The 23,845-nt window shown below is 47.4% G+C and carries 21 protein-coding genes; 17 read left to right on the forward strand and 4 right to left on the reverse strand.

Annotation, left to right across the window (positions count from 1 at the left end; genetic code table 11):
• Positions 1-2 precede the first annotated feature (2 nt).
• From DS731_RS14665 to DS731_RS14690, 6 genes are read left to right on the forward strand one after another with little or no spacing between them, the layout of a single operon-like run.
• The gene (locus DS731_RS14665; protein WP_119502034.1) at positions 3-659 is read left to right on the forward strand and encodes a YjfK family protein; all 657 of its coding nucleotides are present in this window, start codon (positions 3-5) and stop codon (positions 657-659) included.
• A gap of 18 nt (positions 660-677) precedes the next feature.
• A complete protein-coding gene (locus DS731_RS14670) occupies positions 678-1,094 on the forward strand; it encodes a DUF350 domain-containing protein (RefSeq protein WP_119502035.1) in 417 nt (138 codons plus the stop codon).
• A gap of 13 nt (positions 1,095-1,107) precedes the next feature.
• Complete coding sequence (locus tag DS731_RS14675) at positions 1,108-1,719, forward strand: DUF1190 family protein (RefSeq protein ID WP_119502036.1); 612 nt, start codon at positions 1,108-1,110, stop codon at positions 1,717-1,719.
• 4 nt (positions 1,720-1,723) lie between these two features.
• A complete protein-coding gene (locus DS731_RS14680; RefSeq protein WP_119502037.1) occupies positions 1,724-2,887 on the forward strand; it encodes a glutathionylspermidine synthase family protein in 1,164 nt (387 codons plus the stop codon).
• A gap of 4 nt (positions 2,888-2,891) precedes the next feature.
• On the forward strand, positions 2,892-3,431 hold the full coding sequence (locus DS731_RS14685) for a rhomboid family intramembrane serine protease (RefSeq protein ID WP_119503437.1): 540 nt from the start codon (positions 2,892-2,894) through the stop codon (positions 3,429-3,431).
• 47 nt (positions 3,432-3,478) lie between these two features.
• Positions 3,479-4,183, forward strand: a complete 705-nt coding sequence (locus tag DS731_RS14690; RefSeq protein ID WP_119502038.1) for a VC0807 family protein — start codon at positions 3,479-3,481, stop codon at positions 4,181-4,183.
• 139 nt (positions 4,184-4,322) lie between these two features.
• Here DS731_RS14690 and DS731_RS14695 read toward each other — a convergent pair whose 3' ends face one another.
• Both DS731_RS14695 and DS731_RS14700 read right to left on the reverse strand, forming a co-directional pair.
• Positions 4,323-5,666, reverse strand: a complete 1,344-nt coding sequence (locus DS731_RS14695) for an alkaline phosphatase (protein WP_119502039.1) — start codon at positions 5,664-5,666, stop codon at positions 4,323-4,325.
• Positions 5,667-5,784: 118 nt separating this feature from the next.
• The gene (locus tag DS731_RS14700; protein WP_119502040.1) at positions 5,785-6,744 is read right to left on the reverse strand and encodes a chemotaxis protein CheV; all 960 of its coding nucleotides are present in this window, start codon (positions 6,742-6,744) and stop codon (positions 5,785-5,787) included.
• A 263-nt stretch (positions 6,745-7,007) separates the two neighbouring features.
• Between DS731_RS14700 and DS731_RS14705 the strand changes: the two genes are divergently transcribed.
• From DS731_RS14705 to DS731_RS14720, 4 genes are all read left to right on the forward strand, one after another.
• Positions 7,008-8,603 carry an isocitrate lyase gene (locus tag DS731_RS14705; protein WP_119502041.1) on the forward strand — a complete coding sequence of 532 codons (1,596 nt, stop codon included), beginning with the start codon at positions 7,008-7,010 and terminating at the stop codon, positions 8,601-8,603.
• A 252-nt stretch (positions 8,604-8,855) separates the two neighbouring features.
• A complete protein-coding gene (locus DS731_RS14710; RefSeq protein WP_119502042.1) occupies positions 8,856-9,803 on the forward strand; it encodes a LysR family transcriptional regulator in 948 nt (315 codons plus the stop codon).
• A gap of 111 nt (positions 9,804-9,914) precedes the next feature.
• Complete coding sequence (locus tag DS731_RS14715) at positions 9,915-12,089, forward strand: malate synthase G (protein ID WP_119502043.1); 2,175 nt, start codon at positions 9,915-9,917, stop codon at positions 12,087-12,089.
• Between the two features lie 347 nt (positions 12,090-12,436).
• Complete coding sequence (locus DS731_RS14720) at positions 12,437-13,303, forward strand: PEP-CTERM/exosortase system-associated acyltransferase (RefSeq protein WP_119502044.1); 867 nt, start codon at positions 12,437-12,439, stop codon at positions 13,301-13,303.
• A gap of 23 nt (positions 13,304-13,326) precedes the next feature.
• Here the strand turns inward: DS731_RS14720 and DS731_RS14725 are convergent, their stop codons facing one another.
• Both DS731_RS14725 and DS731_RS14730 read right to left on the reverse strand, forming a co-directional pair.
• Positions 13,327-14,343 (reverse strand): NAD-dependent epimerase, encoded by a 1,017-nt coding sequence (locus DS731_RS14725; protein ID WP_119502045.1) that lies wholly within the window; start codon positions 14,341-14,343, stop codon positions 13,327-13,329.
• A 134-nt stretch (positions 14,344-14,477) separates the two neighbouring features.
• Positions 14,478-15,263 (reverse strand): S1 family peptidase, encoded by a 786-nt coding sequence (locus DS731_RS14730; protein WP_119502046.1) that lies wholly within the window; start codon positions 15,261-15,263, stop codon positions 14,478-14,480.
• 121 nt (positions 15,264-15,384) lie between these two features.
• On the opposite strand from DS731_RS14730, the gene DS731_RS14735 reads away from it, so the two are divergent.
• The 7 genes from DS731_RS14735 to DS731_RS14765 all read left to right on the forward strand — a co-directional run bounded on the left by DS731_RS14735 (position 15,385) and on the right by DS731_RS14765 (position 23,843).
• Positions 15,385-16,245 carry a ThiF family adenylyltransferase gene (locus tag DS731_RS14735; protein WP_119502047.1) on the forward strand — a complete coding sequence of 287 codons (861 nt, stop codon included), beginning with the start codon at positions 15,385-15,387 and terminating at the stop codon, positions 16,243-16,245.
• A 154-nt stretch (positions 16,246-16,399) separates the two neighbouring features.
• Complete coding sequence (gene pepA, locus DS731_RS14740; RefSeq protein WP_161599162.1) at positions 16,400-17,152, forward strand: flocculation-associated PEP-CTERM protein PepA; 753 nt, start codon at positions 16,400-16,402, stop codon at positions 17,150-17,152.
• 151 nt (positions 17,153-17,303) lie between these two features.
• A complete protein-coding gene (locus DS731_RS14745) occupies positions 17,304-19,913 on the forward strand; it encodes a tetratricopeptide repeat protein (RefSeq protein WP_119502049.1) in 2,610 nt (869 codons plus the stop codon).
• Between the two features lie 82 nt (positions 19,914-19,995).
• Complete coding sequence (locus tag DS731_RS14750; RefSeq protein WP_232373377.1) at positions 19,996-20,496, forward strand: serine O-acetyltransferase; 501 nt, start codon at positions 19,996-19,998, stop codon at positions 20,494-20,496.
• Positions 20,497-20,507: 11 nt separating this feature from the next.
• Positions 20,508-21,683 carry a glycosyltransferase family 2 protein gene (locus DS731_RS14755; RefSeq protein WP_119503438.1) on the forward strand — a complete coding sequence of 392 codons (1,176 nt, stop codon included), beginning with the start codon at positions 20,508-20,510 and terminating at the stop codon, positions 21,681-21,683.
• On the forward strand, positions 21,683-22,858 hold the full coding sequence (locus tag DS731_RS14760; protein ID WP_119502051.1) for a hypothetical protein: 1,176 nt from the start codon (positions 21,683-21,685) through the stop codon (positions 22,856-22,858). Before DS731_RS14755 ends, DS731_RS14760 begins: the two co-directional genes overlap by 1 nt.
• A gap of 1 nt (position 22,859) precedes the next feature.
• The gene (locus DS731_RS14765) at positions 22,860-23,843 is read left to right on the forward strand and encodes a polysaccharide deacetylase family protein (protein WP_150154301.1); all 984 of its coding nucleotides are present in this window, start codon (positions 22,860-22,862) and stop codon (positions 23,841-23,843) included.
• The last annotated feature ends 2 nt before the right edge of the window (positions 23,844-23,845 follow it).

Genomic DNA, 23,845 nt, shown 5'->3' on the forward strand with positions numbered 1-23,845 from the left:
CAATGTTTGGCAAATTGTTTGGCAGAAGTAAGAAAGACACAGAGAAAGCAAAACCCAAATCTCCTGAAATCATGGGATTATATCTGGGCGGTTCATTTGAACTGGATGATCTGAAACTTAAGCTGCTGGAACCGCAACTTACCATCGAAGGCGCGGCCCGTTCCCAACTGATTCAGGCGGTGGGAGAAGCCCCGCTGGACAGTGGTGGTACTTTGCTGCGTTATTACACTGACGATGACGGCTTCCTGCAAATTGTCACTGATGGTGGTCTTACAGAAAACCATATTACCGACGTAAAGCTGTGGTACTTTTACGAAACCAAAACCATCGGCAATGAAGCCCAGTGGAAAGAAGCATTAAGTTCTGTGATTTCTAAGCCCGTTTACACGCTTAACGGACACGATTATCACCGTGTATGGGACGCTGTCGGTGAAATATCACCGCCAGTTGCTGTTACTGAAACCACCTATGAAGAAGATGGTGATGTCAGTACAACTGACCAGTTTATGATGCTGTATGAACGTCCCCTTGATAACGGTCGCACAGAGTCACTGCTGGTAGCCGGTGAAGAAAAAATTGTAGGTCACAATGCAGACCGCTGTCTGGTGATAAGCACCGGGTTCGATATTGAACCCGCCGACATTACTATTAACGGTTAACAAAAGGATACGTACGTCATGGACACTATCATTCAATCATTAGCAGGGCTGGATAATTTCGCCTTGTACTTTGTTATCTCTGTCGCCTTCTTATTTGTATTTAAAATCGTGTACGCCATGGTCACCCCGCATGATGAGTGGAAACTGGTTAAAGAGGAGCAGAACGTGGCTGCAGCCACCGGTTTTGGCGGCGCCTTGATTGGCTTCGCTATCGCCCTTTCAGGTGCAGCTTCTAATGCAGTATCCATTGTGGATTTCGCGCTGTGGGGCGTGATTGCCATCGTCGCCCAGTCGTTTGCTTTTGCACTGCTGCGCTTTACTTTTATGCCGAAGATCGCAGAACGCATTAACAACAATGAAGTTTCCGCAGGGATCATGCTTGCTGCCATGTCAGTGGCAGTGGGTCTGCTGAACGCTGCTTGTATGACATACTGATTCGGAGACAAATATGACCCGGAAAAGAAGTCGTTACATAGATTTGCGCAAAATGCGCAAAGGGTTTGCACTCAAACCACTGGCCGTAGGGATCGCCGGTATAATGGCAACCGGTTGTGCAGACGACCGTCAGGATGCACAGATTTATACCTCACTGGAAGATTGTAAAACCGATTATCCTGACGCAGCAGAACGCTGTGATGCTGCTTACCAGACTGCCCTCGATGAAGCGTCCCGTACCAGTCCCCGTTTTAATTCCGAACATGACTGCGAGTATGAATTCGGTCCGAATCAGTGCCGTGAAGTTAATAATTCAGGTGGCAGTTTCTTCATGCCGTTTATGGCAGGGTTTATGGTCAGCCAGTTACTGTCTCCCCGCCCTTACTATTCACAACCCATTTATACCTCTTATTCCCCGTACTCGCCGTTCCGCTCAAAATGGGTGACTGCAGATGGCTATGTGTTTGACGGTGACATCCGCAAGCGTAATTACAAAGTCAGTCCGTCTGTTTATAAACCAAAGCCCACCGTTACCCGTACTGTCAGCCGTGGTGGTTTCGGCAGCTCTGTGAGAGCCAAATCAAGCTGGGGTAGCAGCAGCCGTTCCGGAAGCTGGGGCAGCTGATCCCGTGCTTCGTATTCCGCTCAGAGAGCGGCCTGACTGGAAGCAGCAGGCCGCTGAGTACGGCTTTCATTTTCATACCATGTACGGCGAGCCGTATTGGGATGAATCTGCTTATTATCAGTTTTCACTGAAACAAATTGAGCAGGATATAGAAGACCCTACCGCTGAATTGCATCAAATGTGTCTGGCGGCAGTAGATAAGGTTATCCGTGACGAGGAGTGGCTGAACCGCTTTCAGATCCCCGCCCTTCACCGTGAATTCATTCTCCGGTCCTGGCAGGACAACGCCCCCTCACTCTATTCCCGGCTGGATTTAGTCTATGACGGTAAAAGTCCCGCTAAGTTGCTGGAAAACAATGCAGATACACCTACGTCTTTGTATGAATCCGGCTTCTGGCAATGGTTATGGCTTGAACAGCAGGTAGACCGGGGAAATTTACCCCGACACGCCGATCAGTTTAATTCCTTACAGGAAAAGTTAGTTCACCGGTTTGAAGAAATCGCGGCTTACTACCGCATCCGTAATATGCATTTCGCCTGTTGCCGGGATACGGAAGAAGACAGAGGCACCGTACAATATTTGCAGGATTGTGCTCAGGCAGCAGGTCTGCAATCAGAATTTTTATACATTGAAGACATAGGCCTTGCCGATACTGGCGCGTTTACTGATTTACACGACAACCCCGTTACTGAATGCTTTAAGCTTTATCCCTGGGAATTCATGCTGCGTGAGAGTTTCGGCGACGCCTTGTCAGGTGCCGGTACAAACTGGATAGAACCGCCATGGAAAGCCATTTTGTCCAATAAGGCTCTGCTACCTCTTTTATGGGACATGTTTCCGGGCCATCCCAATCTGTTGCCTGCCTATTTTCCCGATAATGCGCCGGGCCTGGAAACCGGCAAATGGATTCAAAAACCGCTGTTCTCAAGAGAAGGGGCAAATATCAGCCTGATTGAAAATGGTAAGCAAACCAAACTCTCCGACGGTCCGTATGGAGAGGAAGGCGTTGTGATCCAAGCATTTACTGCCCTGCCCCGGTTTGCTGAAAATTACACACTGATCGGTAGCTGGCTGGTAGACGATATGCCTGCCGGTTTGTCTGTACGGGAAGACAGCAGTGAGATCACGCAGGATTTATCCCGTTATCTGCCACACATTATTGCGTAAACCTATGCCACAACTTAAAAAGCAGCTTCGCTTTCTTGCCATTATTGCCGGCGTACTCATTCTCATTGAAGCGCTGAACCTCCTCACCGGAAACAGCCTGAATCAATTTGGTATTATTCCGAGAGCACTGCCTTACCTGCCCTATATTTTTACTGCGCCGTTTTTACACGGATCTGCCAGCCATCTGATCACGAATCTTGTGCCCCTGATGCTGTTTATGTGGTTAACAATGCAGTGGGGAAACCGCACATTCTGGCTGACTACCCTGACCATTCTTCTCACCGGCGGTCTCGGCGTATGGATATTCGGCCGCTCAGCAATCCATATTGGTGCCAGTGGCATGGTGTATGGTTACTTTGGCTTTTTACTGCTGGCAGGGTTCATGAGCAGAAAAGTCCCTTACCTGGTGATTTCTGTGCTGGTTGCCATTATGTATGGCGGTATGTTGTTTGGCATTCTGCCAACAAAGGCGTTTATTTCTTTCGAGTATCATTTATTCGGATTTATTGGCGGTCTCATCGCAGCACGGGCTTGGGTGAAGTAATTGATTCCCGTATACTGGCCTTCAATCCGTAGTACAACGAAATAAATATGTCCGGCACCACAGAAACCAAAAATCAGCAAAACCAGGGCTTCTTCGGCAACCTTGCGTTCAATATTGTTATCCCTGTTCTAATCATGTCTTACGGCAGCGGAGACGAATACCTCGGGCCGGCCTGGAGCATCGTTGCAGCCCTCGCTTTTCCAATTGTTTACGGCATCTGGGATTTAAAGCAGTCCGGTAAAGTGAATGGTTTTTCCGTTCTCGGGATTGTCAGCGTTATCCTCACCGGCGGGATCAGTTTATTGAAACTGCCCGCCGAATATATTGCAATTAAGGAAGCCACCATTCCGGCGCTTATCGGTATTGCAGTTCTGGTGACTCAGTTTGGTAAAAAGCCACTGGTTAAAATGCTCATCCTGAACGATCAGATCATTAACTGGGAAAATTTAAACCGCGCGCTGGATGAGAAAGGAAAACAGGCGGAATTTAAACGTAAAATTGCTATCAGCTCTTACATTGTTGCCAGCTCCTTTTTTCTTTCCTCAGTATTAAATTATGTGCTGGCGAAAATGATTCTGGTCAGTGAACCCGGCACCACTGCCTACACCGAAGAACTGGGCCGGATGACGATGCTGAGCTATCCGGTTATCGTTATCCCGAGCATGATTTTGCTGGTGACTGCATTGTGGTATCTGTTTTCTCAGATTGGCAAAATTACCGGTGAAGACCTGGACAACTTTCTGAATCAGTAGATTTAAACAATGATGAAAAAAATAGCCGCAATTTGCGGCTATTTTTTTGCCTTGCCGGGGTGGCAGGCGTCTTTCGCATAAGCTGATAAATGAATCAAAGCGTACTGTGAACATTATCACAGTACGCTTGTCATTCAGCTCAGCGGTTGTTCAGGAAGCGGAAGAATTGCTTTGCAATGTCAGTGTTATCTAACTGGCCGGCAAAAGCGTCTGCTCCGGCACCGAATGCAAAAACTTCCACATCGACACCAGTGTGGCCACCAGTGGTCCAGCCGGTATTCGTCTTCTTATCAAGGAATGCTTTCAACGCTGTTTCACGGGCCTCAAAATCAGGCAGTGCCGCAATACTGTCTACCAGTGCACTGTCATCATCTTCAAAAGTGAATCCCAGTTGCGCTTCAGCATACGCTGCCGGAGAGGCTTCACTGACCATGTTGACAGCAATGGATGAAACCGAAGCCTTCATGTTGCGCAGGTACTCAGGATGCCACTCGTAAATACCGTCTGCGCCGATAGTCAAACCGCCGGTACTGTGATCAGCGGTAAGCACAACCAGTGTATCAGGGTGTGTTTCTACATAATTTTGCAGGTATTCCATGGTAACAGCCAGATCGTCCATTTCCGCCATCGCAGAACCGATGTCATTGGCATGCCCTGCCCAGTCAACCTGACTCGCTTCTACCAGAAGGAAAAATCCCTCCGGCCCCTCAAGATGCTTAATCGCATTTTTAGTCAGAAAAGACAGGCGGTGCGGGTTACTGTCATCCAGCGCAGCCGGCAAGCCCACCGGTGCAAATAGTCCCAGCACGTCAGTGCCGGCAGGCAACGTAGCTAACTGGTCGTAGCCATCAACATATTGATAGCCGTTATCTGCAAATAAAGCGGTGAGATCTCTGTCATCACGGGCGAAATAAGAGGTACCGCCCCCCAGCATAACATCGGCGACAAATCCGTCATTAATACGGTCGTCGAAAATGCTGTCAGCGATGGCGTTGTAATTCTTACGGCTTTCATTGTGCGCCAGATAAGAAGCGGGCGTTGCATGATTGATTTGCGATGTAACCGCAACACCGGTGCGCAGGCCCAGTTGCTTTGCTCTTTGCAGAACCGACTCAACAGGTTGCTTGTTGGCATCCACCCCAATGGCACCATTGTACGATTTTATGCCTGTCGCCAGCGCTGTAGCCGCGGCCGCAGAATCGGTAACGTAACCGGAAACCGGCGCAGGATGCGTAGAGGCATTACCGGTAAGCATGTGATCAAACACGACATCTTCGATGTCAGGTGTTTCAGGGTTATCAGCAAAATTGCGGTAAGCCGTGGTGTAAGCCGGCCCCATGCCGTCGGCCACTACCATGATGATATTTCGGGGCTGTTGCTGTGCTGATGAATTCTGTGCCGCATGACCGGCATTATCGAGTTGCGCGCAGCCTTGCGCCAGGGTGAGCCCTACCAGAGAGCACACGCTTATTTTTTTTAGCATCGTCGTATCCACAGGAAAAAAACTGTGGCTAAGTGTAAATCACATCAGGACAAGCGCCAAACCCAAAGCCGTGAGTCATCAAAAATTCACGAAAGGCTGTAATTTCATCGATTTAACGCTAAGCCTTTGACTGACTGGTCAGGAGTTCGCGCATGCGTTGCTGCGCCACGTCAACTAACATATCCGGCTGAAATTTAGAGATAAACCGGTTGCAACCCACCTTTTCCACCATGGCCTCATTAAAGCTGCCACTTAAGGAGGTGTTCAGGGCAACAAATAAATCACTCATTCTCTCATCACCGCGCACTTCTGCAGTTAAGCGGTAGCCGTCCATTTCCGGCATCTCAGCATCGGTAAACATTAATAAGATAAGGTCAGACGGCCGCTTCCCTTCATCTGCCCATGATTTGAGTAACGCCAGGGCTTCTGCGCCATTGTGGCATTCAAGACAGGATAAACCTATCTGGGCAAGGGTATCTTTGATTTGTTTACGTGCAGTAGCGGAATCATCCACAATCAACACCTGACGGCCATGCATAGCACTGACGACCTGCTCATCAAGCACGCCGTCTGAGATAGAAATATCGTAATCGATGATCTCAGCCAGCACTTTTTCGACATCAATGATCTCTACCAGTTCGTTCTTGCCGTCGATTTCTATCTGACTGATGGCAGTAAGGTAATTTGACTTACCTATAGTCAGCGGCGGCGGCTGAATATTTTGCCAGGATGTATTAACGATGCTTAATACATCACCAATCAGAAATCCCTGAACTGAGCGGTTATATTCTGTGATGATGACGTTATTAGCGTAATTCGTATCGCCACTATTTTTCATACGAATGGCGCTGCGCAGATCAATGACAGGAATTGAATTCCCTCTGTACAGGGTCACACCACATAAATTGCCGTGAGATCCCGGCATCGTATTCATCTTCGGAACACCGATGACTTCTTTAACCTTAAACACGTTAATGGCAAACGCATGACGGGTCCCCAACCTGAACATCAGTAGCTCGAGGCGGTTCTCACCCACCAGATTAGTCCGTTGATCGACGGTACTAAGAATACTGCTCATACTCCCCCCGAATTATTTTAATTACAGTAATCATAGGGCGAAAATAAAGATAATGCTTTAAGCAATTAGACTCAAAAAATGAAACCCGAACCGTAACCTTTCCATGAGACCCACAACAATCATTCACAAATATTATGACGGGAATGACAATTATATATTTACGTTATTCGAATTGCGGCACTAGGATGAATGTGAGCTAACGAGAACGCAGTGCAGCGTAATCGCCTAAACAACATATTTGAGTTAATTCGGGAGAGACCTCTATGTCGCAATATCAGCAAGATATCGATACTATTGCTACGCTTAAAGCCGCGCAGAAAGGAAGCTGGGAAGGTATTAACCCAGAGTACGCCGCACGTATGAAAGCACAGAACCGTTTCAAAACTGGTCTGGACATTGCGAAGTACACTGCCGCTATCATGCGCAAAGATATGGAAGAGTATGATGCCGACAGTGCAAGCTACACCCAGTCTTTAGGTTGCTGGCACGGCTTCGTAGGTCAACAAAAAATGTTGGCTGTTAAGAAACACCACGGCACGACTAACAAACGCTATCTGTACCTCTCCGGCTGGATGGTTGCAGCCCTGCGTTCTGAGTTCGGTCCCCTGCCTGACCAGTCCATGCACGAAAAAACCACCGTTCCTATGCTGATTGAAGAGCTTTACACTTTCCTGCGTCAGGCTGATGCCCGCGAACTGGGTGATTTATTCAAGCAGCTGGATGCAGCGAAAGCAAACGGTGGTGATGTTGCAGCAATCCAGGCGCAAATCGACAACTTTGAAACCCACGTAGTCCCCATCATTGCCGACATCGATGCCGGTTTCGGTAACGAAGAAGCCACTTACCTGCTGGCGAAGAAAATGATTGAAGCCGGTGCCTGCTGTATTCAGATTGAAAACCAGGTATCTGATGCTAAGCAGTGTGGTCACCAGGACGGTAAAGTTACCGTTCCTCATGAAGACTTCCTGGCGAAAATCAACGCGGTTCGTTATGCATTCTTAGAGCTGGGTGTAGACGACGGTGTCATCGTTGCCCGTACCGACTCATTAGGCGCTGGTCTGACGCAGAAAATCCCTGTATCTACCGCCCCCGGCGACCTGGCTTCTCAGTACAATGCATTTCTGGACACTACTGAAGTTTCCGGTGCAGATGACCTGTCTGATGGCGACCTGGTTATCAAGCAAGACGGCAAACTGGTTAAACCTGTTCGTCTGCCTAACGGTCTGTTCAAGTTCAAAGCGAATACTGGTTTCGACCGTGTTGTTCTTGACTGTATCACTTCTCTGCAACATGGCGCTGACCTGCTGTGGATTGAAACTGAGAAGCCTCACGTACGTCAGATTGGTGACATGGTTGACGCGATTCGTGAAGTTATCCCGAATGCGAAACTGGTTTACAACAACTCACCGTCTTTCAACTGGACACTGAACTTCCGTCAGCAAGTATTCGATGCATGGCAGGAAGAAGGCAAAGACGTATCTGCTTACGACCGTGCGACACTGATGTCTGCAGAATATGACGACAGCGAACTGGCTGCAGCTGCTGATGCGAAGATCCAGACCTTCCAGCGTGATGCGTCACGTGAAGCGGGTATCTTCCACCACCTGATCACGCTGCCTACTTACCACACTGCGGCACTGTCTACTGACAACCTGGCGCAAGGTTACTTCGGTGACGAAGGTATGCTGGCATACGTTAAAGGTGTTCAGCGTAAAGAAATTCGTCAGGGTCTGGCGTGCGTTAAGCACCAGGCAATGGCCGGTTCTGACCTGGGCGACACCCATAAAGAGTACTTCTCCGGTGAGGGCGCACTGAAAGCTTCAGGTGACGACAACACCATGAACCAGTTTGATGTATAAACACACAGGTTCCTAACCTCTGGCTCCTTCGGGAGCCTTTTTTATATTCACCGGTTTTATTCATTTCACAGCCACAAAAATAAAACACCCGTTTGAAATCCGGGGTACACTGGCAGTCAAACCAGGTCGAAAGTATCAGTACAACAGGCGAATAAAGCAGTAACAATCTGCGACTAATAGTCTATCTTACTTATCAGGACCTGACGCTTATAATAGCAACAGATAATAATCCTAATTTGGAGCATTGAGAGCATGAATATAGCCAAAGTAGATTTGAATCTTCTGGTTTATCTGGATGTTTTGCTCAGAGAAGGCAGTGTTACCCGCGCCGCTAATCAGCTCAGCATCACCCAGCCGGCCATGAGTAACGGTTTAAAGCGGTTAAGAGATTTATTTAAAGATCCGTTGCTGGTGAGAACCAGCGAAGGTATGACACCGACTAAACGTGCCCTTGAGCTCCAGCCGGTCATCCGCGATGTACTCAGTAAACTGGAAAGCTCCATTCAGCCGGAAACCGATTTTGATCCGGCCACCAGCAACCGTACATTCCGGATCATGACCAGTGATTACGCGGAAAGCACTTTATTGCTTGAGCTGGTCGGCCGTTTGGGCAAGATTGCCCCGAACATCACCCTGGATTTAATCACACCGAGTGACGTGACATTTCACGATGTGGAACAGGGTAAAGTCGACATGGCGATTAACCGCTTCGACGAACTGCCTCTATCCTTTCACCAGAAAGTCATCTGGTATGACAGTTTCAGCTGTGTGCTCAGCGCATCCCATCCGCTGGTAAACCAGAAATGGGATCTGGACAGTTATTTAAGCGCCCAGCATATATGGGTAAGTAAAACCGGCTTCGGTGTGGGCGTAGGTATTGATCCCAATGAAGTGCAAAAACTTGGCTGGGTCGATGCTGAATTAACTAAACTGGGAAAACAGCGGGCGATCAGAGTGTTTACCCGCCACTATCACGCAGCACTGCAAATAGCTAAAACTCAAAATCTGGTGGCCACATTACCGGGCAAAGCCGCGCGACTGTTTAAGGACGATCCGGAAGTTGTAGTGAAAGATCCTCCTTTCGATATTCCGCCAATTGCGTTGAAAATGGCGTGGAGTGCCTTGTTGCATCATGATGCGGGCCATATCTGGCTGCGCCGTTTAATTGGTGAACTGGCATCTGAGATGAGTAATCTGTAAGTCATCTTCCAGCGAACATTCACCAATATTATGACAGCAATACAAACCATAAATTAAAAATAGTGTCCGGAAACCTCTACACTAACAACTCATTAAAGAGTAGAGGTCATTATGAAAGGGTATATTCAACACGGACGACTTCAGGTTGCTGAGGTTCTGGACACATTCATCAATGAACAGGCAATGCCCGGCGCTAATGTCGACAAAGACACTTTCTGGGCGAATTTCGAATCCCTGCTTGCAGACCTCACACCGCTTAATCAGGCTCTGCTGGATAAGCGGGATCATTTCCAAACCTTAATTGACGCTTATCACAAAAGCGGCAAGCCCGCTTCCGGCGACGACTATCTGAACTTTCTGCGGGAAATCGGATATCTGGAGAATGAGCCGGACAATGTCACTGCCACGACGGCCAATGTAGATGCAGAGATTGCCACCATGGCGGGCCCGCAACTGGTTGTGCCTATCAATAATGCCCGCTACGCACTGAACGCCGCGAATGCACGCTGGGGAAGTCTGTATGACGCGCTGTATGGTACAGACGTGATCAGCGATGAAGGCGGCGCAGAAGCCGGAACAACCTATAACCCTGTACGGGGCGCTAAAGTAATCGCAGAAGCAAAGCGATTACTGGACACCCTGCTGCCGCTTGCTGATGCATCCCATAAAGATGTCACCGGTTATGGCATCACAGACGGCACACTTACCGTTTCCCTGAAAAGCGGCAATACTACACTGCAAACCAGCGAACAGTTCCTTGGCTTCAGAGGCAATTCAGATGCGCCGGATGCACTGCTGTTTGTTCACAACGGTTTGCATTTTGAAATTCAGATTGATGCCGCAAGCCCGGTGGGTAAAGCCGATCCTGCCGGGGTGAAAGATGTGCTGCTTGAAGCAGCGCTGACAACCATCATGGACTGCGAAGATTCTGTAGCGGCTGTAGACGCTGAAGATAAAACACTGGTGTATTCAAACTGGTTAGGTCTTATGAAAGGCGATCTGTCGCTGACCATGGAAAAAGGCGGCAAAAAGATTGTCCGTGCTATGCAGTCTGACCGTAAATACACCACAGCAGATGGCGCAGGCACACTTTCACTTGCCGGCCGCAGCCTCATGTTTGTACGCAATGTCGGTCACCTCATGCGAAACGACGCGATTTTACTGGACGGTGAACCGGTCTTTGAAGGATTGATGGACGGTGTGATCACATCCCTCATTGCTAAACATGATTTACTGGGCAATGGTAAATTCCGTAACTCCCGTGAAGGCAGTATTTATATTGTTAAACCTAAAATGCATGGTCCTGAAGAAGTTGCCTTCGCAGACAGCCTGTTCAGCCGTGTTGAAGCCATGCTGGGCCTCGACCGGGATACGCTGAAAATGGGTATTATGGATGAAGAGCGCCGCACCAGTATCAATCTGAAAGCCTGCATCGGCCCAGCCTCATCACGTGTCGCTTTCATCAATACCGGTTTCCTCGATCGTACGGGTGACGAAATTCACACCTCTATGCAGGCAGGGCCATTCGCAGCAAAAGGCGCATTGAAAACCATGCCCTGGATTGCTGCCTATGAAAAAGCCAATGTACAAACGGGCCTGGCTTGTCAGCTTTCCGGCCGCGCACAGATTGGTAAAGGCATGTGGCCCATTCCGGATCAGATGGCAAATATGATGGAAGCGAAAATAGGCCATCCGAAGGCCGGTGCCAATACCGCCTGGGTCCCTTCTCCCACCGCTGCCACATTGCACAGTCTGCATTACCATGAGGTCGATGTATTCGCCCTGCAGTCCGGTATGCAAGAACAGCAATATAACGGTATTGCGGATATTCTTACGATACCTTTAATGCCAGAAGACTCGTCTTTGTCTGCAGAAGCTATTCAGCGTGAAGTAGATAACAACGTACAGGGCATTCTGGGATACGTGGTACGCTGGGTACATCAGGGGATTGGTTGTTCGAAAGTGCCTGACATCAATAATGTTGGTCTGATGGAGGACCGCGCGACCTTGAGGATTTCTTCCCAGCACCTGGCCAACTGGCTGGTACATAACATCATTACGCCGGAACAGGTTAACGAATCCCTTGCCCGCATGGCAGTGCTGGTTGATGAGCAAAATGCCGGCGACAGTGATTACATTCCGATGTCACCAGATCTCGACAACGCCATTGGTTTCAAAGCTGCGAAAGAACTGATTTTCGATGGTGTAAGTCAGCCGAACGGCTACACAGAGCCCCTGCTTCATCAGCGCAGAAAAGACATGAAAGCCGCGCTGGCGGCAAAGTAAATTTTTACTTTCATTCCTGAACAGAAAAAGCCACAAGTGTGGCTTTTTCTTTGTGCGTCCCGCCTGAAGCATTGAACCTGCGAAACGGACTCAGGAGCAACTTACGGTGCGGCACGTATACAGTCAGATATCTGTTTACCGGTGTCAAACAGCTACCCGGCAACGCTTTATTCCTCTGTATCCCCTGCCTCTGCTGGCTGTTAAGGATTTTCTTTTGATAAACGCTCAACTATCAAAATTTGTTCTATAGTATCAATAGCGATATCTAACACAGCACTTTTAAGCTGTCACGTTGCACTATCATTGGTGTATTGTGACGTCAGCAGCAGTGAGAAGTTAAAACCATTATGGCTAAGCGTTCGATATTTGACACAATCAATAAAAAGTTCCGCCGTACCAGCGTAGGAAAGATGTTTTCCGGCTATCAGCAGCTCAGGGAAGCTAACTATATTTCTTCACACTTCAGTACGTATCTGGAACCCGTTCTGGCAGTGGATGATGCTCTGAGAGAGTCTGTCTACAAAATCAGGCATAACGTCTATTGTGACGAGCTTGCGTTTGAGCCGGTGAAAGAGTCGGGTCTGGAAACTGACGAATTTGATGCTTACTCAAGACACTGCATGATTCGCCATATCGGCACTCAGCAAATGGCCGGCACTGTGCGTGCGGTCAGGCCATTACAAGATGATCAGTTATTACCCATTGAGAAATATTGCCGCTCCTCTATCACCCGGAACGATTTGAGTCCGGATAATTTTAAACGCCACGAGGTGTGCGAAATATCCAGACTTGCCGTCCCCAAATACTTCCGGCGACGTCGTTCAGATGACTTCGACGGTTCCGCAACCGGTGCTATCAACCCGGTCACCTACTCGGAAACGGAATTACGCTGTTTTCCTTTTATTGCTGTAGGTTTATATTTTGCTGCCGCCGCCTCGGCGCTGGAGTTCGGCGTGAAACATGCCTATGTCATGATGGAGCCCCGCCTTGCAAGAAGTATGGGTTATGTAGGCATTAAATTTCAGCAGATAGGACCGGTAGTGGACTATCACGGCAAACGGGCGCCTTATTACATTAACCGCCCGTTACTCGAGGGGAGTCTGAAGCCGGGTTTTGCATCTATGCTTAATGAGATCCGGCTCAGTTTACGGGAACAAATTCCGGCGATGCCGGAAGAACGTGAAGAATATTTGCGGCAGTTTATCAAAGACTGAGCCCCTGCCGCTGCGCTCAAGGGTTATACGTTGTAGAACCCTCTGTACCACTCCACAAATTTTGCAATACCGGTATCAATGTCTGTAGACGGACGATAACCGGTATCTTTGACCAGTGCTTCTACATCAGCGTAAGTATCAGGCACATCACCTTTTTGCATTGGCAGCATTTCTTTTTCTGCTTCCTTTCCTAACGCTTTTTCGAGAGTTTCGATATAAGTCAGCAGGTGTACCGGCGTCTGAGCGCCAATATTATAAACTTTCCACGGTGCTTTACTTGAGCCCGGATTTGGTGACTTACCGGACCAGGAATCATCCGCTTTTGCGTCGTTGTCCAGCGTGGCGATAACACCTTCCACAATATCATCGATGTAAGTAAAGTCACGGCGGTGGTTGCCGTAGTTAAACACCTTAATAGGTTTGTCTTCCAGGATCGCTTTGGTAAACAGGAACAGTGCCATATCAGGACGTCCCCAGGGACCGTAAACGGTAAAGAAACGCAGCCCTGTGGTCGGCAACCCGTACAAATGACTGTAGGTGTGAGCCATCAGCTCATTGGCTTTCTTACTGGCTGCATACAGAGATACCGGATGATCCACGTTATCTTCGACGGCGAAAGGCATGCTTTCATTGGCACCATAAACAGAGCTGGATGAAGCGTAAACCAGGTGCTTAACCTGATTATGTCTGCAACCTTCGAGCACATTCATAAAGCCGACAATATTCGCATCAATATAAGCGTGAGGATTTTCCAGCGAATAACGCACCCCTGCCTGGGCAGCTAAATGAACCACCTTATCAAATTTGTGTTCAGCGAAGAGCGCCTCCATCGCAGCACGATCTTCAACGCCCATTTTAATAAACGTATAAAGATGGCCGGAAGGTAAAGACGATACCCTTTCAAGCCTGGCTTCCTTTAATGACACATCATAATAATCATTCAGATTATCGATACCTACGACTTCATCGCCACGCTCCGTTAATTGCGCGGCAACAAATGATCCGATAAAGCCAGCGGCTCCCGTTACTAACACTTTCATATCGTGCTCCCTGAAATAAATGCTGCATGTTGAGCAAGATACTCAATCAAACTTCTAAAGCGACTACTTGTCACCATGACCACTAGCAAGAATGACTCCGCTTTTTACTTCTTAATAAAAATAAGCGCCTTTGCTTACAACGTTATCCCGTGCTTCTCAGCCAGTGCATAAACATGCTTCACCGGAATGGCATAAGTGATGCCGCTGGGCGAAGTAATTGCCGACTCTTTTGTTTTCTTAACGAACACTTTATTGATTACCCCTAACACCTCGCCGGTGGCCGCTTTGTATACGGGGCTGCCGCTGTTGCCGGGGTAAGCGGTAATATCAAGTTGGTACACCATGAAAGGGTTGCGTAAGCTGTCCAGATAAGCTTGCGACAGTTGCGCACTGTTCGAAGCCGAGATCACATTAGGCGTATACGCGGCAACAATGCCTCTGTGTGTGGCCGGATACAATCCTAGTACGGCGCCAATGGGAAAACCGGTCATTGCGATTCCAGTACCATCTTCAACCACATCTGTTGCTGATAGCAGACTGACAGGTGGTAATTCATGGGCCATTTCCAGAATGGCCAGATCATGCTCTTCATCTTTATAAACGTGTTTTACCCGCGCAATTCCCATCTTACGGCCTTCGGGTACGAACACGACCTGGTTAAATTTTACATTTTCTTCTGTAGGAAATGCTGTGATCACATGATGGTTGGTCACTACATATTTTCCATTTCCGACAACGAAACCAGTCCCTTTTAATTGATGGCTGACGGTGGCCAGCGGCGCATAAAAGCCCACACCCACCACGGAAGGCTTCACCTTTTTTACAACCTCAGGTAATGCTTCTGCAAAAGCAGTATGACAAACAGGAAGTGAAGTCAGCACAATTGTCATGCTGACGAACAGCACTCTTATCATATTCATTCTAATGTCCCTATCAGGTAATCCGGCTTTTTTCTGATGATAGCATTTTACATGTCATGATATTAGCTTACCCTATAAAGGTTCATGACAAACTGCTTCGCGCAGGATAACCGGATAGCGTATGGATTTTAACTATGATGTGGCGTTTTCCAGAAATATTGGCTGGGTAACGCATGATGAACAAGCTTCACTGCGCACAAAACGGGTGGCAATTGCAGGTTGTGGCGGTGTTGGCGGACTGCATAGTCTGACACTTGCCAGACTGGGTGTCGGAAAAATTAACATCTCTGATTTTGACCAGTTCGATATACACAATATTAACCGCCAGTCCGGCGCTTTTGTGTCGACAAAAGATCAGGACAAGATTGAAGTCATGTCTGCTATGTTGAAGGATATTAATCCGGAAATAGAGATTGGCAGCTTTCCTGCCGGAATCGATGAAACGAATGTTGATCGATTTCTTGATGGCGTCGACCTTTATATAGATAGTCTCGATTTCTTCGCCCTGGCTGCGAGGAAACTGGTTTTCAACCGTTGCTATGAGAAAGGTATACCCGTTGTGACAGCGGCACCGCTTGGCATGGGCGCTGCTCTGCTTTGTTTTATGCCCGGCAAAATGACCTATGAAGAATATTTCCGCTTTAATGACAAGCAAACAGAAGAAGGACAATTAATCCAGTTTCTGATTGGCTTATCACCGGCGATGCTCCAGCGTAACTATCTTGTTGATCAGGATGCTGTAGATTTCCACGAGCAGCGCGGCCCCTCAACAGCCATGTCGGTAAACTTATGTGCTGGTATTGCTGAGACCTATGCGCTGAAGATTCTGCTGGGAAGAGGCAAAGTATTGTGTGCACCTTATGGCCTGCATTTCGATGCTTACAAGAATAAGCTCAGTAAGACGTGGTGTCCGTTTGGTAACCGTGGCTGGCTACAGAAATTGAAGTTCAAAATCGCTGAGAAAGTAGTTAGCGGAAAATAACAAAATTTGTGTCAGGGATTTTTACACGCAGTTTTTACAAGCAGGCAATAAAAATAAAAAAACCAACAAATTCATATGGATAAAAAGTTGGCACACCAGATGCTTTATTATCAGCGAGGCCTAACAGCCGAACGAATTTAATATGGAGATGGTTATGAAATTTAATAAAGTTGTAAAATCTTTCGCATTGACTGCTGGTTTGTTAGCTTCTTTCACAAGCTCAGCTGAGTTCATGGATTTCCAGGTTGACGAAACCCCTTACGGTGGTTCAGTACTGACTGCTGACAAATTCAACGGTGGTTACGTTGAAGAGCTGGTATTCAACGGTTCTGGCTTCACTACTGGTGCTTTCGCAACTATGTCTGCACTGTACGCTAACGAAGGTACTGACGTATACAAAGGTTCTTCATCTTACCTGAACTTTGGTTACAGTGTATATGCAATCCTGACTGCTTCTGGTACAAGCACTTCAGGTACGTCTTTCGCAGCGACTTCAGCTAGCCTGCAGCTGTACATCGACGTAAACAGCGACACAACTTCAGACGACCTGTTAGCAGGTACTACTCTGAACAATGGCGACGATATTCTTATCGCTACTGCTGACGACGTTACTAATGCATACGGTAACTACGACTTCTCAGCTGGTACTGGTAACTATAACTTCGACTTCACAGATTTTACTCTGACTACTGCTGGTATGGATTACTTCGTGAGCCCTGCTCCGTTCTACTCTTACCTGACAGTAAACGGCGACTACGACAGTCTGTCTGACTTAGAGAACATCACTGGTGACGTTTCTGCTGTATTCCAGGCAGTTCCAGTATCTGTTCCAGAGCCTTCAACTGTTGCAGTTCTGGCGCTTGGCCTGATGGGTCTGGGTGTATCTGCTCGTCGTAAAAACAAATAAGATTGTTTTTACACTCTAAAAAAAGGCGACGAATGTCGCCTTTTTTTGTGTCTTCAATTTAAAAACCCCTGATACGTTTGCATACTTTTCTTTTCAGACGATACCCCGTAAAGTATTCACTCATTTTTAAATCCCGGATGTGCTGTATAGTATGGATATATTGAAACGAACCCGAATTGCCGCTTTTGTCACCGCAACGCTGCTCACCACCGCCTGTTCTCAAATGACTGTAGAAGAACGATTAAATAAAGCAGAAGATGCACTTAGTGAAGACAATTACAAGCAAGCTATTGTTCATTTAAAAGCCGCCGTACAGCAATCCCCCACTGATGTCCGCCCCCGTATTGAATTAGCTAAGGTCTATTTCGATATTGGTGATATGGTCAGCGCCATTACGACCTTCGACAAGGTACTCACCCAACGCGGTGATATTAACGATTTTGCGGATGAGTATTTTTTATCCCTCTATTCCATGGCCGATCTGGATATTTTCGAAGTTACCTTTGAAGAGTTTAAGGGGCAACTGAACAACGGGCAGCGTATTTCTGCAGAACTGATTGCTGCCGTAATATCGGGACGTTCAAGATCGCAGGAACAGGCGGAACATCACCTGAAAGTCGCCAGGGAGTTGGCAAAAGAAAACGCTACGCCGGCAGTTAAAAGCAAAATCGACGACTATGCCTTAATTATCAACGGGTACTTGCTTTCGGATAACCCCGGCGACGTAAATGTTTTATCGGCATTATCAGAAAAATACCCGGATGACTGGATGATTCGCTCACTGACTGCGGAAATTCTCCAGGCATCAGGTCAGTTTAAAGAAGCAGCTGAGAACTACGAAGCTTTGCTGGCACTTAAACCTTTCTTTGCCCAGCTTAATCTGAATATTGCAGAAGCTTACATAAAAGCGAAAGAATTCAAAAAAGCACAAACTTATGTAGAGAAAGTGCTTTCATTGTCTGCTGATCAACCGCTGGCGAATCAGCAAATGGCAATTATTGCCCTGTCTGAGCACGATTTTGAAAGTGCCGCCAGACACATTGATATTTCACTGAACCAGAATATGGTGAATATGACATCCGTGTATATTGCAGGGATCTCACATTTCCAGATCGGGAACTACGAGCAGGCACTTTCCTACCTGGAAAAGGTCGTTGACAAATTTCCTCCTAATCATCCGGGCCTGCAAATGTATATTGCAGCAAAATTATCAGCCGGTGACACGCTGGACAGTTACTCTTTATACAAGAAGTATCCGTCACTTGTTACCAGCAATACCCGTCTGGCGACAAAAGCGGCTTCAGCGCTGATCTTCTCCGGAGAAAGAAATAAAGCCGCCGAAATCCTTTCCAATGTCAAAAATGATGCTTTTCAAAATCCGGTGCAGCAACAGCAACTCGGCCTGTTGAAGCTGTCTGTGGGTGACAGTGACGGCGAAGATTTACTTGAAACGTCATCGCAACAAATCGTAAAAGATGCAGCGGAAGGTAACAGTACACAATCTAAGTTGTTCCTGGTCGCCATGAAGGCCACTAACGGGGATGAAGAAGAGGCCCGTTCAATTATTAATGAATGGATTGAAGCGGAGCCGGACAATGCCGAAAACTATCTGATTTCTGCCCAATTTGAATCATATACCGGTAACACAGATGCACTTGAGTCCTTGTATACCAAAGTGCGTAACCTTGAGCCTGCTAACATTGAAGCGGCAAAGTATTTTGCAGAAAAGGCATTTAGAAATGGTGATGCAGAAGAAGCCCTGAAAGCCTACAGCCGGGTACTGAAAGAACAGCCGAATGATCAGATTGCTTTAACCGGCGCCTACGTGTCTGCTCAGGCGCTGCCTGATAAAAAAGCGACCTTCAAAACGATTGACAATATTTTAGCGCAAAATAGCAAAACCAGCGCTTTCAGTACATTGTTTGCGGCTTTCCTCAAACAGGACTACAAGGAAGTGGTATCACTGTCCCGCAGTTCTATTTTTGGTTTTGGTGAACAACCCAAGGTGGATTTTTTACTTTCCCAGTCTTATATGTCAATGGGTCAGCCTCTGGCTGCTCTGGATGTACTGCGAAACTCCATAAAATCCGGTTTTGCGACCATTCAGGTTTTTGAAGCCTATGCTGAAGCCATGATGCAGGCTGAAGGTAACAAGGCCGCATTACGGGCAATCAAAAATATGCCAGAAGGTGTGGCTGAGGCGCCTCAGTTACAGTTACTGAAAAGCCATATTCTGGTGAATGAAAAGCGTTATGACGAAGCCATGGCTATTGTTGCAGGTTTACCGCCGGAGTTTGCTAACAGCGCCAGAGCGATGGAGATCACAGGCCGGGCACAAGCGGGCAACGAAGACTTTTCAGCAGCTATTCCAGCCCTGCAGGAAGCGTTCGATAAACTTAAAACACCTAAGTCAGCGCAGCTACTTTATAAAGCATTAAAAAATAACGGTCAGGATGACGAGGCACTTGCTGTCCTGAAAAAGGCTGCTGACATATCTCAGGGCTATGATGAAGCCGATTTGTTCTATGTCAGTGAGCTGGCTAAAACGGATAAGCAGGCAGCAATCAGCTTCTATGAGCAACTGGTTAGTGCCCAACCTAAGAACTGGCAGGCCATGAACAATATCGCCTGGTTACTCTATGAAGAGAAGCGATACAGTGATGCCTATCAATGGATAATGAAGGCACTGAACTTACGGCCCAGTAATAAATCACTTCTGGATACAAAAAAACGTATCGAAGAAGCGATCAAATCTAAGTAAATCATTGTATTAAATGCGCCGGCGGGTAAGCTTCGTGCCGGCGAACGATATTTCTGTTGTTACAGTAAAGGTTTTAAAGTTAGTGTTTGAGAAAGTAAAAAGTGATCTGCGATATAAACAGGCAGTGTTTGCTGATGATGGTGCGCATTTATCTTTGCCCCGGTTACTGTTAACCGACGGTACCAGTGCAACACTGCTGTTCAGAATGTCTCACCGCTGTCGCCACGGTATTTTAAGCCCTGCAGGTCTGTTGCTTCAAATGCTGAATAAGTGGATTAACGGCTGTGTCATTGGCGTGAAAGCTGAGTTTGGCCGTGGCCTAGTCATTATGCACCCAGTGGGTGTAGTCATTAACAGCAAGGTCAAAACCGGTGACCGGGTCGTTATCGAAAGCGGCGTAGTGATTGGCGATGAAAAAGGTCAGTCACCGGTTATCGGCAACGACGTATTCATCGGCACCGGCGCAAAAATTATCGGTGGGGTAACCATCGGCGATAATGTGAAAATTGGCGCTAATGCTGTGGTGGTTAAAGACATCCCTTCCGGCTGCACTGCGCTGGGCATTCCTGCGAAGCCCCGTTGATGAGTACAACCATGGAATTCATTTTCTGGCTAAGTGTAGTCGCCATTCTTTACACCTACCTGATTTATCCTGTGATATTACTTGCTGTCAGCAGTTTTCATCAGGCAATTAAAGACACCCGTTTTGTACTGAGTAAACAGGGCCGCAGAAAGCGCGAAGCCGATTTACCTGACGTCACTATCGTCATCGCTGCATTTAACGAAGAGAAGTGCATAAAGGCGCGTATTGAGAACCTTCTGGAACTGGATTACCCGACGGACAAGCTAAAGATCCTCATAGGTTCAGACGGCAGCACAGACGGCACCAATGATATTTTGACATCATTCTCTGCTCCCTGTCTGGAAACCGTAGTATTTGAGCAGAACCGCGGAAAGATCAATGTTCTGAACGATTTGATGACACGGGTAACGACACCTGTCACAGTTTTCTCTGATGCGAATACGTTTTTTCAACCCGATGCTGTCAGAAAGCTGGTCGCGGACTTCCGTGAGGAGCAAGTTGGCGGTGTATGCGGAGAACTGGAACTCGTAGATGCCTTTTCCGGAAAAAATAAAGACAGTTTGTACTGGCAGTACGAGCAGGTACTGAAGTTTCACGAGTCCCGTATTAATGCCATGCTGGGAGCGAATGGCGCTATTTATGCTATCCGGACAGCACTGTATGAGCCGTTACCGGAAAATACTATCATTGATGATTTCTGCGTGTTTATGGGTATCGCCAGACAAGGCTATAAACTGACCTATAACCCTGAAGCACGGGCAACGGAAGAGATTGCGCCTAACCTTGAAGAAGAGGCCGGACGTCGCATCAGAATAGGCGCAGGCAATTACCAGGCGATGATGCGCCTGACCTGGGCACTGAACCCGTTAGCTGGCAGCCGGTGCTTCAGTTATATCAGTCACAAAATCTTACGCTGGTTTGTGCCGCATTTTATGCTCGTCGCATTGGTAAGCGGTGCGCTGCTGGCATTAACAAGTCCTCTGTACGGTCTGCTGTTTGCCGGCCAGGTACTTTTTTATTTTACTTATTATTATGGCCTGACATTAAATGATGATAAGAAAGGCAAGTTAGCCAGCATAATTAAACTGGTCACCTTTTTTGTTTCTATGAATATTTCCCTCGGCCAGGGTTTCATCCGATTTTTAACTTCTAAACAGTCTGCAACCTGGAAAAGTACGGCACGCTAATGATCACCTATATTGTTCTCGCTCTCATTGTTCTGATATTAATTGCTGCCGGTTTAGGTACCGCGCTGATTTATCAAAAAGATATGCAGACCTGGATCCTGGGATACTGGAAAAATGCATTCTTCTCTTCTAAGCCGGAAGTCAAAGGTACAACTCACGTGATGTTTTGTTTCGTAGACCACTACGAACCGCAATGGCTGAATAAAGATAACATTGAACTGGAGCGTGCACGTGTTGACCGCTGGATGCAGGACTACCCTGTTATGGCGTCCAAATTTACCGACGCCGATGGTTACCACCCTAAACATTCTTTCTTCTTTCCGGAAGAAGAATACCGGGAAGAGCATCTGGACAAGCTTTCTGACTTATGTGCCCGCGGGTTTGGTGAAATCGAAATTCACCTTCACCATGAAGATGATACCAGTGACAACCTGCGCACCGTATTATCAAATTTCGCGCAAACACTGCATGAGAAACACGGTGCACTGGCAACCGATCCGGTAACCGGCAAACCTGTCTATGCATTTATTCATGGAAACTGGGCGCTGGATAACTCTCATCCCCATGGTCACTGGTGTGGTGTGAATGATGAACTCACTGTACTGAAAGAAACCGGCTGTTATGTGGATATGACTTTCCCGTCGCCGGACGCTACACAGCCCGCATTAACCAACTGCTTCCACTACGCGAAAGACGATCCGGCTAAGCCTAAGTCTTATAACTCCGGAAAGCTGATGAAGACCGGTGGTGAGGCCTGGGGCGATCTGCTTATAATGCAAGGCCCGATGGGCTTTAACAAAGAAGCCTTCAAGTTCGGTATTTTACCTAAAATTGAACGTGCGGATATCAGGGACAACTGTCGTCCGACTCCGGGCAGAGTAGATAACTGGGTGGATAAGCATATCCACGTTGAAGGCCGTCCTGAATGGATTTTCATAAAGATCCATACCCACGGCGCCCAGGACACAGACATGGGCGCCCTGCTGGGCGAACCGGTTGAAATAATGCACCGTCACCTGAATGAAAAGTATAATGACGGTGAAAAATACAAGCTGCACTATGTCAGCGCCCGTGAAATGTATAATATTGCTAAAGCGGCGGAAGCCGGGAAGCAAGGCGACCCGAACGACTACCGTGACTTTATATTGAAGAAGCCTGCATTTAAAAGGATTTAACGTGCTCGCGAAACGGATACAATCCAAGCTTGAGTCTATGATAGGTGTTTCAGCTTTTCGCTGGAAACACCTGCCGGACGGTGTATACGTACTTAACTTACACCGTATCGGCGATATGACGACCAGCAAACTCGATCCGAATGTTTACTCCTGCTCTGCTGAGAACCTGCATAAACACCTGAGCTTTTTGAAGGAGTGTTTCACAATCATCAGCCTGGCGGAATTAAACCAGTTAATATCAACCAGTCCTAAACCGGACAAACGTTACTTACTGGTTACTTTCGACGACGGCTACAAAGACAATTTTGAGCTGGCTTACCCTATTCTGAAGTCGCTGAATATTCCTGCCGTATTCTTTATTGCCACCGGACTCATTGAAAACAACGAACTCCCCTGGTGGGATAAAGTCGCGTATCTTATTCAGCGCTCACATATTCAGAAAATCAAACTACCCGGCTGGGAAGAGACGGTTGAGTTTAAAACTAACCCGCAAATCTTTATCCGGTTAATTCTGAATCAGATTAAGCGCTGCGCTGCCCCTATTGGCGAACAAATTAAAGAGCTGGAAGATTTTGTTGGTATGCCGTCCCCCTATCCGGATGCAGAGTTTATGTCCTGGGATGATGTCATTACGTTAAGTAATAATGGTATGGATATCGGTGCCCATTCTCACAGTCATGACATACTCGCCAAACTCAGTGACGATCAGATGCTGTTTGAGCTCAGCCACTCCAAAGCAATTCTGGAAGAAAAACTGGGAAAACCGGTAAAAGCATTCAGTTATCCCGTTGGCAGCAAGAACACTTACAACGATTGCGTAATTGAGGCGCTTAAAGATAACGGATATGAAATCGCCTTCAACTTTCATCCCGGCGTCAATGTAAATCTGGCAAAGAACCGCTATGACCTCTGTCGTTTCCCCATTGAATATATGATGGATGACGAAGCACTTAAGAAAATGCTGACCTACGCAAAGCGGATATAGCC

This window comes from Alteromonas sp. RKMC-009 (genome assembly GCF_003584565.2).
Classification (GTDB): Bacteria; Pseudomonadota; Gammaproteobacteria; order Enterobacterales; family Alteromonadaceae; genus Alteromonas.